The following is a 13,677-nucleotide window of genomic DNA, read 5'->3' on the forward strand; positions in this document are numbered from 1 at the left end:
AGCCTCACCTGAGACGATCACTCACTCACGCACCAAATTGCGAAAGTTCCTATTTTGCGAACTGATAGGAATTTATTCCTAGGCCACTAGGCCCCTTTCGTAGTCCGCACCAGATTTCAGCCGGTGCAGCCGTGATCGCCTCGCGTTGGCAAGTCAGGCCGGCCCCCTCACCGGGCTGCGAAGGTACGAGGTGCTAACGAGGAAGCGCTGCAGCGCTTTCAGAAACACGCCGCTTTTCCGCGCAACCTTGCGACGACCGCGCGAGCTGGTTTGGTCTTTCCTGCATTGGCATCCTGATTGCCGATGGCGAGCACCTTCAACAACGCGAGCGTCTCTTGCGTCTGCTCGAAGGATGCAACGTCCTGCAGCACCGCCCTGGCCTCACCATTCTGCGTGATGACCAGAGGCTCCCGCCTCTCTGCGAGATCGAGCAGGATGTCGGCCGCATTGGCCTTCAGATAGCTGATCGACTTGACCTGGGCCGAATATCGCATAGCCACCTCTCGATCCAAATATAGCCCACTGATTCAGGCGCCTCAATCGTCGGCCACTGCAAGCACGGCATCCGCGATTGCCATCACGCTGGGTTGGACGCGCCGAATGTCGGTCACTTGACCTTCGGGGATCAGCAAGGTAGCCGATTGCACTCTCCGTATCGCCGCGGCTGCTGAACCTTGGCATCGGAGATTCCCGTGACACACTGTAACGTGCCTTTTCGGCGCGAGCTTTGCGCTGGCCATAGCGTGCGATCCGTGATCGCCGCCGGCGAACCCATGCAACATCGCAACCGCGCGCTTAGCGACCTCGCGGCAGCACTTCCAACACCAGCCGCCCTGGGCAACCACGAGGCCTCGGTAGAGGCGGTCGCCACCACGCCCGATTTCCATCCTGGAAAACCGGTTCCGGTCGGAGTTGTGGCAGATGTTCGAGGTGCCGTTCTGCCGCACATGATCGGCAACGACATCGGCTGCGGAATGCGAATGATCGTCCTAGATGGCGTCGGCGAGGACGATCTTTCACCGAAGCTCGACCGCGTGCTGCGGCACAAGTTCTTTCAGGGTGGACGAGACATCGCCCTTTCTGGAACGAGCCGACACGCGCTCCTCCGCGAAGGCCTCCCGGGCTTGCTTGAAACGATCGACCGCAAGCGCGCGGGACTGCTTGCCGCTCTGGACATGAGCGCGGCCTGGTCTGACCTCGACCGCACCTCAGATGCAGGCGCCTTCGCAACGACGCACATCGACCCAGGCTTCCGCGAGTATGCGGAACTTAGAGACGATCTTCGGCGTGACGCCATTCTTGGCTCGATAGGTGGCGGAAACCACTTCGTCGAGTTCGGCATTGTCGACCGAGTGGAAGACCCCCGCCTGGCATACGAGTACCGCCTGAAGCCGGGATCGGTCGTCATCGTGGCCCATTCCGGCTCCCTCGATTTCGGCCAGCACGTCGGATCGACTACCGCAGAGCTGCTTCGGCGAGATTGCCGTCCAGGCGATGACTGGCGCATCCTCTCCGAAGCGAGCTCGATCCCTTACGAGCGCTATCTCAACGGTCAGGCGAATGCGGTAAATGCGGCATTCGGCAACCGTTTTCTCATTGGTCTGACGGCTGTCGCTGCGCTGAGTGAATGCCTTAACCGTCCGATCTCGCACCGGCTCGTCTATGACGCACCCCACAACGCGATCTGGCGCACCGGCTCGCTGGCAAGGCATCGGAAAGGCGCCTGCCCAGCCGCGGCAGACGAACCCGTCATCCTCCCTGGCTCCATGGGTGATGGCACCTGGCTGCTGACAGGTCTCGGATCGCAGGAGGGGCTGGCGTCAGCCGCTCACGGCGCTGGGCGGCGCCTTTCGCGTCAGGAGGCACGGTCCGTGGCAGCGATCGACCCGTTCCTCCGAATTGTAGGGCCCGTAGATTCCTCCGAGCAGCGCGTGCGTTCGCGGCCGGATTTGCTCCGAGAACTCGCCGGCCGGCTGAAAGAGGAAAGCCCTGCAGCCTATCGACCGATTGAGACGGTCGTGGATCCGATGGTCGACGCCGGCCTGGTGAGCCGCGTCGCGAAGATACGCCCTGTCCTGACGGTCAAGGCCTGACCGGGCGCGACACGAAACCGACCTAGTGCTGTCCAAACATTCTATACAAACTTTGGACAGCACCAACGTTTTGTCAGCGATAGCGGTGGGTGGACTAGTCACCATGGATTGGCTTGGCACTCTTCCATTTCTCTCCTAACCGCTTGATGAGGATCGCATTTTTTCGATACCAACTGGTCGATTCAAACCGACGGGGGCCGCGATGGTTCTGCACCAAGCAAACCAAGAGCAGACCAACGACCGCGCGAAGCTTATCATCCATCGCCTCGTGGCGCGCGAACTTGCTCGCGACCCCGATCTGCTGAACCGCGCTCGCGACTGCCATCGGGCTCGGTCGCTCCAAATGCCCGGGCGAGATTTCAACCACGAATGGGAGGAGCTCCTGGCGCTCCCAGTTCCGGAGCTTCGCCGGAGGCTGACATGTCGAAGCCACAAGATGGTTCGGCTGCGTCTCTCGTCACCGTTCGCAGCGGTATCCAGCCTTGGCCTCGACGATCCCCCACTCCGCCGGCGCATCTGGCGCATGGCTCGCCGCATGAGGAAGTCGGGGCCGCCCTCCTCCGAGGATCCCGTTCCGCGGCCGGGTCCACGCTGAAGCCTCCAGCCACCGATCACGTCATCCGCCTTCGGCGCAGCGCATGAAGCTCGGTATCCAGGTTGAAGCGGCGATCGGCGATCATCCGGACAAGCGCTCGGAAATAGCCTCCCGGGTTTCGGATCCGGTTAGAGCCAGCAGCCACGTCGTCCGTATGGAGCTGGAGGACGTAAAGCACCGCGGCTGCGGCGCGAACCGCCCCGATTTGCTCGACGGCTTCGAGCCAGGCGCTCCTGTGGGCCCCGATGGTCCCTCGAAGTCGAGAGCCAACGACCACGAGATCGTCGACCGAGAGGATTTCCTCATCGAGCTCCCGGTACGCGGGGCAGATCTCCAAAAGCAGCCCAATGGAGACGGGCTGTTCGCTCGAACGAACGGGCTCAGCTTCTTTGGGAAGCTTGTTACAAGGTTCGCTAGGAGATCCGTTGTTGTTATTTAATGCCGGCAAATGATGCCGCCTTTGCCCGGAAGCTAGCTGAGTAAACCGACGCTCAAGGGCTTCTCGAATTTCCCGATAGTCTCGGACGAGATCACCGATCGGCGCCATGCTCCCGCGCCTGGGGGTTCTGGCGATCAGCCCCTCCAACGCGTGCTCCTCACCATCAATCGCGAGGTGCGGATATTGCTCACGTAACGCCGCGATCGCCTCCTGCGCAGCCCGTCGGTCGATCGTGATCGCTTCGAATTGCCGATCCTGCTCGTCGCGACGTCGCTTGTGCGCGTCGTTGAGCGCGACGAACTCAGCAGCGCGCGCGAACAATGGAGCCAAGTCGTAGCCATAGGCGTCGACCACCGTCCCCGCGGCGTTCCTGACCGCGTAGCGCTTCCCGTTCGCGCTATCGCGCGGGGCGATAACCTCAAGCTCGATCAGCCCGCGCAAAGCATTCCGGATCGACCTCTCGGAAAGCCCTGTACGCGAGATGAGATAGTCGTTCGACGGCCAGACCATCAGCCTGCCATCGAACTCCTGCTCGCCCCAGCAGGCGGCGAGCTCCTTCAGGACAATGCGCAGCGTTGGACGCATCTCCAGAGCCTGCTCGGCCTCGCGCGCGGCCTTCGCTAGCTCTTTTCGGGCGACGCCGCGTTCTTTTTCGACACTATGCTCCCGCGCGGCCAATACGGCGCGTGTCAAACGCCGGCCGCCGGTCGATGCAATCTGCATCCCGGACCCCCTTGTTGAGGGCAAGGGTCAGCGTTCATCGCGAAGGCGATGTTCGTTGACAGCGACGATTCGGGGAGGCTATAACCGTGTCTGTCAGGACAGCGGTTTGGTTTGGCCTTGCCGACCCAAATCTCTAGAGCTCAAAGCCTCGGATGTTTCCAGCATCCGGGGCTTTTCCTTGCCTGGTTACGTTCTCTGGTTTGAGTTCTCCTGCGAGAGGCGAATAATGCCTTCCGCATAAGCTGCCTGCAGGGACTCAAAGCGACCTTCACTCACTATCTTCTTCAAGACCTCGCGGGCCTCTTCAGGCACCCAAGTCGAGACCTCACACAAGCCCTTGCTACGCTGCAAAGTGCGATACTCCGCCTGCTTTTCACGGCTTGGTCTCTGCTGTCGCATCGGTCCACTCTCTCGTCAGCACGTGTGTCGTGCCACGATTCGGTCACGCGTGGAAACCGGCACACGTGACTCGAGGTTTTTGGTCCTTGACCTGGGCTCCCGGCTGAGCCTTTCGTCCGGCCGCGCATGTTGTGCTATCGGTAGCGAATCAACAGGGTTCCCAACGCCACCCCTTTTGATCGAGCCGACGCCCCTGCCCCCCAGACGGTGTCGGCTCGTCCGTTTCGGGCCACTGCTGACTTTCAAGCTCTTTGCCTAGCCTCTTCCTAGCACAGGAGGCTTTCATGGCAGGGTCCTACGCAGGCGGTTCGACGCTCGTTTCCTTCAACTGGTTCGCCAAGAGCGCGCCGGATTTCGTTCTTTACCGAGGTGATGTCGGCGGGCCGAAGGGCTTTCGGAGCTTCGAAGATGTCGAGGCCTATCGAGCGCTTGCAACCCGCGTTGGCACCCTGGTGAAGCAGCTGAGGGCCGCGAAGCCCGATAGCGAGCATCAGCGTAGGCTCGCCGAGATTGTCACTCCGCTCCTCGACAAGCTCATCCAGTTGGAAAAGGGCAAGGACCGCGACCTCTGCGCGCGCCTCAGGACGTCGGCGGGCATGGTCGTGCCGAAGGATCAAGAACGTCCCTCGATCACCAACCGCGCCGCAACCGAAGCCCGCATCGCGATGCGCCGTGCCGAGCGCCAGCCTGGGTTTGCGACCGGCCCACGCTGAGCTCATCCCCGAAAACCTGATCCACTATTCTTGAGACGCACCGGTCCTGGCCGTAACCTCATGGGCAGACGGTCAACGGGCGCGCGCCCAATGACACATCCGGGATCGGGAACGATCCCTGCCCCCGGTTCCCGAGACCGGTCACGTCTGACGTCCGGCCCTTGCGCCTGGAAAACGGCGGCTGCTCCGGCGGTCGGCCGAAAGGCGGGCAGGGATATGAGGACACGCAGTGCCACGGCTGACTAGGCGATACCTCTCGGAGATAAACGCTCTGCCCTGGCCGACCGTGCTGCAAGGGCTCGGCGTTACTGCGCCGGCGCATCAGCCTGGCGCGAGCGCCTTCATGATGGCCTGCAGAGCGGCCGACCGTTCACCATCCCTGAGGTTCGATAGGCGCGGCTTCTTCCACTGTTTCAGCTGTGGCGGGAACGGTGACGTCTTCGGCTTCGTTCTGCGCTACCTCGCCACCGGCGGCGCCCATCACGACTTAAAGTTCGCACCCTACGCAGCGGATCCATTCTCACACGCAAAGCCAGTTCTCGAACCTCGGGCCTACAGCCGAGCGATCAAACACTTCGCGCAGAAGCATGCGATCCGCCGCCACGAACCGGCCACCGGCGAATAAGAATTCAAATAGGGCGATCCCGTCGCACCGTAGGTTGGCTCCAGTCCCAACCACGGAGCGCCCGAATGCCCGCGACCATTGTCCTTCGCCTTCCTGCAGCCGACGGCGACAGCAGCGAAAACCCGCACATGGTGTTTCTCCCGCCGCCCGGCTTGTCGGAACGCGAGATCCGAGCTCACGCGCAGGAGGCGATCGAGATCGCACACGCGGCGCCGTCGTTCGACGATTATGGGCTGGCGGAAACGGAGAAGCTGATCGTGGCCGAACTGCAGAAGCACGGCTACACTTGGATCGACGAGGTCATCGGCCCGGACTGGGACCGCGAAGTGATCTGATCCTCGTCGCTTGCAAACGCCAGCCATAGCCTTCCTCCGTGATTTCGGAGGATTCGCGTTGATTTCGCTTGGCGATAGGGTGTTCGTAAAGGGGGAAGGCCTTGGCCTGGTGGCGGCCGTCGACCTGACGGAAGGCCGCCCCACATATGGCGTTCGCATCGAGGGTTCTTCCGCTCCGATGCGCTCCTTCCCGCGATCCAGCATCGCCACCCGCGGCGAGATCTATGTCGGCGCCGACGGCAAGGGCCGAGATCCGCTGAGCTATTCTCAGGCCTTCCAGATCGTCCTCGACTTGGCCGTCTCCAATCAGCCTGCCCTCGTCAATGTCGATCGGATTGACGACGTGCTTGTTGCCCAGATTGGGAAGCAACAAGCAGCGATCGAACACCTGGACGAGCTCATCTCCTACCACGCCGACGAGCTGGACGAGCGTTTCCAAGTCCAGCTCGCCGCGACCACCGAGGTCATCGGTCTCATCGCGCCTGCTCGGTTCGACACTCCAGAAGATCCCGGCACCGCGCTCAAGCTTTGCGTCAATCTCGCGCGCCAGGTTGCGCTCGATCCCGAGCGTGTCGCTGACGACGACATGCTCAGCGAGCAGGCCGCGAGGCAGGCCCAGGCGCTCGACACCGTCTACGACTTCATGAAGCTTCACACCCAGGAGCTGCGCGACAACATGCCGGCGATGCGGCCGGCCCCGTCATTCTGAACCTTATCGAGGTCCCGCCCCCATCCCGGCATGTTCCAGCATCTGCTCCTGAGAGCGGTCGAAGATCATGACCGTTGTCCAGCCGCGGACCGTGCCTACCCGAATGAGCGGATCGTCGGTCGGGTAGATCGCGGTCTGCTTTGATAATTCGACCACGAGGTTGAGCCCGTCGGGTGTCGTGTGGTCGGCGATGAACCCTCGGCTCAGCTGGGTGATGGTGCGAATATTCTGCGGGGCCACGGCGCCCATTCCACCGGCGGTCAGGACGAAGTCCGACCAGCGACCCTCGCGGAGGATGCGACCGCCGTAAATCACCCCGTCTTTTGCTGTGGTCGGATCCTTTCGATCCGGAACCATGAAGATCGCGGGGTGATCAAAGAGGAGAAGAGCGCGATCATTCTCGGCCGCGATCCGCTTCTGCGCTGCGTGGATGATTGGATCATCGAAATCGCCAGGAGACGCTCTGACCGACGATAGGTAGATCGGCCAGGAAACCTGGTTCCACCTGGTCGAGGCGATATGCTCCAGCGGCCCCTTCCTCTTCGGATGCTCCTCGCTGAGCTCGAAGCCGAAGCTAGTCTTCAACGCATCGATCCAGGGTCGGGCATGGCAGGGGTTCGATGCTCTGATCTTTTCCAGAGCGTCCTCCACATCGACACCGGTGGCCTCGGACATCTCCTTGTAGCCCTGGGAAACCTCCTTGGCTGAGACCCCGCCGAACAGCAACCTGTCCTGAGAATAGTCGAAAACGGGGTCCCCAAGCGTCGTCGGGGCGAGATTCGCTGCAAGGGTCTCGATTTCCTTCTCGCTCAGAGAGAAGTAGCGAGAGAGCACCTCATGATGGCGGCGCCTTCGCTGGCGTACAGCCTCCGCGGGTGCGTCCTCATCCGGGAGGTCGCGGCCGCCACGCATCGCTCGATCGAGATCCGCCCAGCTTGAGAAGCCGTAGAGCTCGGCCACGACACGACGAACGCGCCCCATGGGCATATTCGTCGCCTTGACGATGGCATACGCGATCTTGTGAGGCTTTTCCGGGTCGGCCGGGACGGTTCGGTCATTGATCGGCATGCTTGGTCACCGGACAGGTAGTGGTGGACGATCGTAGCTTGAGCGCCGCGGTTCTCACAGACGCGGGCCGGACGGCGCCGCTTCTGCATCAATATCAGCCTGCAGGTCAGACAGAAATGTCGCGTGCAGTTGCTTCTTGGCCGCCCTCAGCTTGGCATAGGCGTCGTTGAAGCCTTCCTCGCCGACGATAGACAGAATGTCCGCGGCTTCCTTGGCACCCTCCAAGCTATCGAACCAACCTGCGCCAGGGATCATGTTCAGAATCCCCTTCGAAACGATGAACCCTTCCCGGCGATAGAAGCCCTGGTCGTAATACATGCTCGCGCCGAAATCGCGCTTCGCGACGATCTCGAAGCCTTTGTAGGGCAGCTTCCCGGCGTCGAAACGCCTCTTCTTCTCTGCTTCATCCATATCGACTCGATCCCAGTTGCGATGCTTGCGACGATCGAATCGCGGCAGCTCGAACGTCACAAGCGCGAAGCTGTGACCAACTCGAAATTCGCTTCGTTTACGGATTCCGGAACGATTCCCATGAGAATAGTGTTGGAACTGGTGATTTGCGCCCGGGGGACAAAGAAAATGTACGAAATTCGTAGGATTTCCATCGCGGCAATCCTTTTGGCCGCGGGGCTTTCACAACCTGCTTTCTCTCAGGCAAACGTGATGGGCGTCGGCAATCTGACCTGCAAACAGCTCATCGATATGGGTGACAACGAGTTCCGCACCGCATCGATCATCTCTTGGGTCGGCGGCTTTGCCAGTGCGCTCAACATGGTCTCGATGAGCAGCGGTCGGCCGGTTCGCGATCTAGCAGGCATCGAGCCTGAATTCATCACCAAGCCGATCGTCGCCTACTGCACGAAATATCCCGAGAAGGCTGTGTTCCCGGCAATCGAAGCCTTCATCGTTCGGTTGCCCGAAAAAGAATTCAAGCTTCCAATGAAGCCTTAAGGATAGATCTCTCTCAATCCTTCAGAGACGGGTCACCGTCCACGGTTATTCCTTGACGCTGCGATGAAACGCCACCGCCCTCCATGCTACGGAGGCGGTGGTTTTGCGTTTCATGGAGTTCATCGAGTGGACGGTGTGATCGTCAATAAGCGCTTCGCTCGCCGGCAGCGCGTGGTGAAGGGTGCCAAAGCGGTCTTCAACGACAAATGCTCGGTGATGGATTGCCGCATCCGGGATCTTTCAACCACCGGTGCCAGGCTCGTTCTTCCGAGCACGGTCGGTCTCCCGAACGAGTTCGACCTGGTCGAGGCCGGATCCGGGATATCCCGCTATTGCGAGGTTGTCTGGCGGACGTTTGATGCCGTTGGCGTGAAGTTCATGCCGTCGGCGGCCTGAACATCATCCATACGCGAAAGCCCGGCACTGCCGGGCTTTCCTTTGTCAGAATTGCTCACTATCTCGGCGAGGGCTCTGGAGCGTGGTCGGAAGCCAGATCGAGCCCCTTGTTCATCGCCGCGGCGAGGAACGCCTCCAGCACATCCCCCCACACCTCATCCGGGGAGCGAGACGCATCGATGACCACATAACGGCCTCGGTCGGTTGCTGCCTGCCGCAGGAAGCCTTCCCGTACGCGGGCGTGAAACGCGAGGCCTTCCGCTTCGAAGCGATCGTCCTTCACGCCGACATCGCCGTTCCGCTTGCGCGCGCGTTCCATGCTGATCGACGGATCCACATCCAGGATAATCACTAGGTCGGGACGGTGCTCGCCGACGGCGATCTCCTGGAGCTGATGGATAACCGTCATATCCACCGTCGAGCCGGCACCCTGGTAGGCGATGGTCGAGTCGCTGAAGCGGTCGCTGATCACGACGCCGCCCGCTTCGAGCGTTGGGACGATCAGCTTGCGAACGTGGTCGGCGCGCGCCGCGGCAAAGAGGAGCGCTTCAGCCAACGGATCGAGAATACCCCCGGATCCGAGCAACAGCTCACGGATGCGCTCGGCGCCGGTGGAACCGCCCGGCTCTCGTGTTGACACCACGGCAATCGATTTCTCTCGAAGCCAATCTCCGAGCCGTCGGGCCATACCCGACTTGCCCGAGCCATCAACGCCTTCCATCGAAACGAAAAAGCCCGCCACCTGGGTCTCCTTCTGCAGGCGGATAGGCGCCTGGCTGTTGCTTGGTTCTGAACGCTCAGAGAACGCCGACATGGATTGCCAGCGCGTTCGCCTCGAATGGGGACAAGTACGCCCGCGGCGCCGTGATTGTGTAAGCCGGAACGGTCAGGGTTGGTCGCGCGGTTCTCAGGATCCTGCTGACCTTCACCGGCCGAGCTTCCACCCTGCCCCGCTCTGCAGCACCCGGTTCGCCTCGCACGGCGAGGTGCTGCGCCTGTCTGACGGTCAGCCCCTTCGCCTGACATCGAGACCAACCCTGGACCTCATGGCCTTCGAGTGATGCAGCGCGCGCTGGTGTCAACAACACGACGGAAGCGAAGGCGAGCACAAAGGCTTTCATCAGCACATCTCCCGCCTGAAAGTCTTTGGGGGCGAAGGCAGGCTCGCCTCGCCCCCAAGATCAGCTCGACTTAACTCCGAACGCGCGATCAGGCCGCCAGGTTCGAACCCGGCTTCACCTTCACGACCTTCTTGGCCGGAACGGTGATGCTGGCACCGGTGGACGGGTTGCGCGCGACGCGCTCGGGGCGATCGGCGACCGAAATGGTCAGCCAGCCCGGCAGCGAGACCTTGTCGCCGGCCTTGACCGCGGTCGCGAGGGTTTCGAGAACGGCCTTCAGAGCCTCCTCGCTCTGGCCCTTGGTGAGGCCGGTCTTCTCGGCCACAGAGGCCACGAGCTCGTTCCGGTTCATGAAGTTCTCCTGAAAAAGAATCGCCCAGTGCGATCCACTGTGAATTCGGCGGCCAGGAGCTGATAGTGTCAAGCACATCAAGGATTATTCCTTCGAATCTCGTAGCTTCATCCACCGTAAGGACCGAGCGCGGCCCCTTCCCTCAAGGATCGAGACGTGGTTATCCATCGCTCGCTGTTGCAACAGGCGACCCGCGCTGGCATGATTCGAGTCGCCCAAGGCCACAGCGCCCGGTGACTTTCCCTGTCATATGGACGGATTGATTTGGCTCCGAGATCTTTGGTCACGCGCTGCTCTTCGGAATTTGAAGACCGGCTGCCTCTCCTCGGCCGCTTCGAGGAAGTCGTCCTGATGGCATGCATTGCATGCGGTCCGCGGGCTACGGCCCAGGCCATTCAGCAGCGCCTCGAGGCCCGGATTGGCGTCCAGCGCAACCCGACCACCATGATGACCACGCTCGACCGCCTTTCGAAAAAAGGCCTGGTCGACAGCACCATCGAGTCCAATTCCTCCGCTCGCCGTGGTGGCCGCCGCCGGCGCCTGTTCGACGTAACGGATTCCGGCCGAGGCAGCGTCGAGCAGTCCTTCGGGCTAATCAGCGACATGGCGCAGGACGCGGGCCTTTCGGACGTCCGCAAGAACCGCGCGGCCTGATCAATCCTTCATTGCCAAGAGAATCGAAGCGACCGATCATGGTTCATCCATGGAGATCGCACTCGATATGCTGCGCCGGTCATTGTTTCTCGCCGCTCCCCTAGTGTTTGCGGCCATTCCTGCGCTTGCGCAGACGACGATCTACGTCCCGAGCCAGACGCAACGATTCGGCTCGACCGTCATTACGAACCCAACCTTCGGGGTGCCGCTCGGATATGGGAACATCGGGCAGGTCCCGCTCGGCTACGGCGTCCAACAATCGCTGCAGCAGCAGCAACTGCTCCAGCAGCAAATCCAGCAGCAGTCGCTCGGCGCTTCTCCCAACATCGCTTTGCCGAGCCGGAATGTTGGGGGATCGGACGACGTGATGACACAGGGCCGCGCCAGGTCCGATTCTTCAGCGCCCAAAGTCCAGTCCGCCCCATCCCTTTCTTCTGCCCCGTCGACCAATGGCAGCCAGGAGAAGCGTGAAGTCCGTGGCGCTCGCATTGCCGGTCCGGCGAAGGTGATCGACGGCAACACGTTGGTGATTGGCCCTGACGTGGTTGTGCTTCATGGCGCAGATGCTCCTGAGCTCGGTCAGCTTTGCCACGATCCGAAGGGGCTTGCCTGGAACTGCGGCCAGCGAGCGCTCGATCGGCTCGTCTCCCTTGTTGGGAGTAACCAGGTCGTCTGCGTTGGCGCTCAGCAGGCCGTTGGCGGCGTCGCCGCTACCTGTCGTGTTGGGACAACCGATATCGGCCGTCAGCTGGTCCTGGAGGGCCTTGCTATGGTGCCCAAGGCGGTGGCCCCCGTCTATCTTGCGGAACAGGCTTCAGCGAGGGCGGCAAGGGCCGGGATGTGGGTGGGAAGGTTCACTCCGCCGTGGTCTCTTCGCGCAGGCGGATAGGCGCCTCGACATTCGGGATTGTGGAAGGGGTCGGGTTCGCCTGGCCCCTTTTCTGTTGTGAGTTTCGGAGTGAGCCGGCTGAGGACGACTCGATTCGCGGGTGCGGGCCTGGTCTGCTCTTGGCTATGGTCCGCGAAGGGGGGCCATTTCCGACCGCTTCCCTGAAACTCCCAACAAGGATTGATTCTCGATTCTCAGCCGCTTCCGAGTTCGATCCTTCACCCGCCGAAACAGCCTTGGTTCTTCTTATATATTCAGGGTTCCTCTCGAATCAGCATCTTGCTGTTTTTATTGTGCTTTTTCCGCCCGCGATTTCGAAAGTCCCAACAATTGACCGGCAAACTCCCAACATGGAGTGGATAATTGCAATTCTTGAATCTCCCATGAGCTGGGCATCGATTCGATCTCATCGGACTCGCGCGCCAATGGATTATTCACAACAATCCATGGAGAAAGTCCCAACAGGTTTGACAATCCTTTGTTGGGACTTATGTTGGGAGAAACACCTCTCCTTGTGGGGATAAAGGAATGCGACCCGAGATGACCCGTCAGAGCCTGCCGCGTGAGTTCAAAAAGGCCGAGCAGGTCATCTTCGCAAGGACCGAAGGCGAGGATTTCACTCTCCTGGATCGGAAGGTGTTCAATCTCCTTCTCGCCCATGCATACCGCAACCTGAAGGTTCAGTCGGTTCACCGGATCAGCGTCGAAGAGCTGCGCCGACTGATGGGGATGGGGCAGGACGCCTCGAACGAGCGGCTGAAGGAATCCCTCGAAAGGCTGTGGCGCCAGAAGATCGCCGTCGATTACCGGGACGATGTGACCGGTCAAAATCACACGCTGCGGTGTCATCATCTCTCGTTCGATCTCTGCAGCATGGAAGGTGGATTCCTCGATTACGCCTTCGACCCGCTGCTGCTCGACTATATCTCAAACCCGAAGGTCTATTCCCTCCTCTCCTGGATGAATGTCGGCAAGTTCCGGTCACTGCATGCCTTGAAGCTCTATGAGGTGATGCGGATGGTTTTTGGACGCTTCACGCCATCGAAGACCTTCACCGTGGATGAATTTCACAGCTTCCTGGAGCTCGGCGGCGGCTATGCCGGACGGATCGACCGCGTGCGGGAGCGGGTGATCGACCCGGCCGTGAAGGAGATCAACGAATTCGCCGAGTTCGGCCTTGAGGTGGACTATGTCCGCGGCGGCCGTGGTGGGAAGGTCGTGGGGGTCAAGTTCAGCGCGGTACCGAAGAGCGCGGCCTCGATCAGTGACGCGGCCAACCTCGCTGCGGCCACGACATCGATCCGCAAGCGCGGGCCTCGCGACCATGAAACCATCGATATGTTCTCGGGCGCTGCCGATGCGGAGTTGAACGAGCCGCTCGTTCTGCGTTCCGACACCATGGAAGAGGCCAAGCGCATGCTCGGCGCCGAAGGAAACGCCGAGGACGAATTCACGACCTGGCAGCGTGAATTCAAAGGCAAGCAACGCATGCTGAACCCCGACGAGATGTTTCTGTCCTGGCTCGGCTTGCGGGTGAAGAAGCGCGACGATGACCGCTTCACTGGCGTCGACATCGAGGCGCTGTTCGTCTCGATGGTTCCTAACGACTGAGGTC

17 protein-coding genes are annotated in these 13,677 nt (G+C 61.1%); 10 read left to right on the forward strand and 7 right to left on the reverse strand.

Annotated elements, in window-relative coordinates:
- Positions 1-218 precede the first annotated feature (218 nt).
- Entirely contained in the window at positions 219-494 is a 276-nt protein-coding gene (locus ACODTJ_RS25075; RefSeq protein WP_488850665.1) for a type II toxin-antitoxin system Phd/YefM family antitoxin, read from the reverse strand.
- Positions 495-752: 258 nt separating this feature from the next.
- On the opposite strand from ACODTJ_RS25075, the gene ACODTJ_RS25080 reads away from it, so the two are divergent.
- Positions 753-2,093, forward strand: a complete 1,341-nt coding sequence (locus ACODTJ_RS25080; RefSeq protein WP_488850559.1) for an RtcB family protein — start codon at positions 753-755, stop codon at positions 2,091-2,093.
- A 94-nt stretch (positions 2,094-2,187) separates the two neighbouring features.
- On the opposite strand, the gene ACODTJ_RS25085 is transcribed toward ACODTJ_RS25080, so the two are convergent.
- Positions 2,188-2,460 (reverse strand): hypothetical protein, encoded by a 273-nt coding sequence (locus ACODTJ_RS25085; protein WP_488850561.1) that lies wholly within the window; start codon positions 2,458-2,460, stop codon positions 2,188-2,190.
- Between the two features lie 244 nt (positions 2,461-2,704).
- Entirely contained in the window at positions 2,705-3,850 is a 1,146-nt protein-coding gene (repC, locus tag ACODTJ_RS25090) for a plasmid replication protein RepC (protein WP_488850563.1), read from the reverse strand.
- A gap of 683 nt (positions 3,851-4,533) precedes the next feature.
- Between repC and ACODTJ_RS25095 the strand changes: the two genes are divergently transcribed.
- The 4 genes from ACODTJ_RS25095 (at position 4,534) to ACODTJ_RS25110 (ending at position 6,631) form a co-directional block, all read left to right on the forward strand.
- Entirely contained in the window at positions 4,534-4,962 is a 429-nt protein-coding gene (locus ACODTJ_RS25095; protein ID WP_488850565.1) for a hypothetical protein, read from the forward strand.
- Between the two features lie 346 nt (positions 4,963-5,308).
- Positions 5,309-5,587: a CHC2 zinc finger domain-containing protein gene (locus ACODTJ_RS25100; RefSeq protein WP_488850667.1), complete on the forward strand. Its 279-nt coding sequence runs from the start codon at positions 5,309-5,311 to the stop codon at positions 5,585-5,587.
- A 65-nt stretch (positions 5,588-5,652) separates the two neighbouring features.
- A complete protein-coding gene (locus tag ACODTJ_RS25105; RefSeq protein ID WP_488850567.1) occupies positions 5,653-5,922 on the forward strand; it encodes a hypothetical protein in 270 nt (89 codons plus the stop codon).
- 109 nt (positions 5,923-6,031) lie between these two features.
- Positions 6,032-6,631: a hypothetical protein gene (locus ACODTJ_RS25110; protein ID WP_488850569.1), complete on the forward strand. Its 600-nt coding sequence runs from the start codon at positions 6,032-6,034 to the stop codon at positions 6,629-6,631.
- A 3-nt stretch (positions 6,632-6,634) separates the two neighbouring features.
- On the opposite strand, the gene ACODTJ_RS25115 is transcribed toward ACODTJ_RS25110, so the two are convergent.
- Together ACODTJ_RS25115 and ACODTJ_RS25120 are read right to left on the reverse strand one after the other, a co-directional pair.
- Complete coding sequence (locus tag ACODTJ_RS25115) at positions 6,635-7,699, reverse strand: hypothetical protein (RefSeq protein WP_488850571.1); 1,065 nt, start codon at positions 7,697-7,699, stop codon at positions 6,635-6,637.
- A 54-nt stretch (positions 7,700-7,753) separates the two neighbouring features.
- Positions 7,754-8,110: a hypothetical protein gene (locus ACODTJ_RS25120; RefSeq protein WP_488850573.1), complete on the reverse strand. Its 357-nt coding sequence runs from the start codon at positions 8,108-8,110 to the stop codon at positions 7,754-7,756.
- A gap of 21 nt (positions 8,111-8,131) precedes the next feature.
- On the opposite strand from ACODTJ_RS25120, the gene ACODTJ_RS25125 reads away from it, so the two are divergent.
- Both ACODTJ_RS25125 and ACODTJ_RS25130 read left to right on the forward strand, forming a co-directional pair.
- Positions 8,132-8,650: an HdeA/HdeB family chaperone gene (locus tag ACODTJ_RS25125; protein WP_488850575.1), complete on the forward strand. Its 519-nt coding sequence runs from the start codon at positions 8,132-8,134 to the stop codon at positions 8,648-8,650.
- A gap of 126 nt (positions 8,651-8,776) precedes the next feature.
- Positions 8,777-9,046: a PilZ domain-containing protein gene (locus ACODTJ_RS25130; protein ID WP_488850577.1), complete on the forward strand. Its 270-nt coding sequence runs from the start codon at positions 8,777-8,779 to the stop codon at positions 9,044-9,046.
- A gap of 58 nt (positions 9,047-9,104) precedes the next feature.
- On the opposite strand, the gene tmk is transcribed toward ACODTJ_RS25130, so the two are convergent.
- Both tmk and ACODTJ_RS25140 read right to left on the reverse strand, forming a co-directional pair.
- Complete coding sequence (gene tmk / locus ACODTJ_RS25135) at positions 9,105-9,860, reverse strand: dTMP kinase (RefSeq protein ID WP_488850579.1); 756 nt, start codon at positions 9,858-9,860, stop codon at positions 9,105-9,107.
- Between the two features lie 395 nt (positions 9,861-10,255).
- A complete protein-coding gene (locus ACODTJ_RS25140) occupies positions 10,256-10,519 on the reverse strand; it encodes an HU family DNA-binding protein (protein WP_488850581.1) in 264 nt (87 codons plus the stop codon).
- Between the two features lie 279 nt (positions 10,520-10,798).
- Here ACODTJ_RS25140 and ACODTJ_RS25145 point away from each other — a divergent pair, with 279 nt between their 5' ends.
- From ACODTJ_RS25145 to ACODTJ_RS25155, 3 genes are all read left to right on the forward strand, one after another.
- On the forward strand, positions 10,799-11,173 hold the full coding sequence (locus ACODTJ_RS25145; protein WP_488850583.1) for a helix-turn-helix transcriptional regulator: 375 nt from the start codon (positions 10,799-10,801) through the stop codon (positions 11,171-11,173).
- Between the two features lie 49 nt (positions 11,174-11,222).
- Positions 11,223-12,062 (forward strand): thermonuclease family protein, encoded by an 840-nt coding sequence (locus ACODTJ_RS25150; RefSeq protein ID WP_488850585.1) that lies wholly within the window; start codon positions 11,223-11,225, stop codon positions 12,060-12,062.
- 540 nt (positions 12,063-12,602) lie between these two features.
- A complete protein-coding gene (locus ACODTJ_RS25155) occupies positions 12,603-13,673 on the forward strand; it encodes a replication initiation protein (protein ID WP_488850587.1) in 1,071 nt (356 codons plus the stop codon).
- The last annotated feature ends 4 nt before the right edge of the window (positions 13,674-13,677 follow it).

This window comes from Allobosea sp. FG18 (assembly GCF_057809495.1).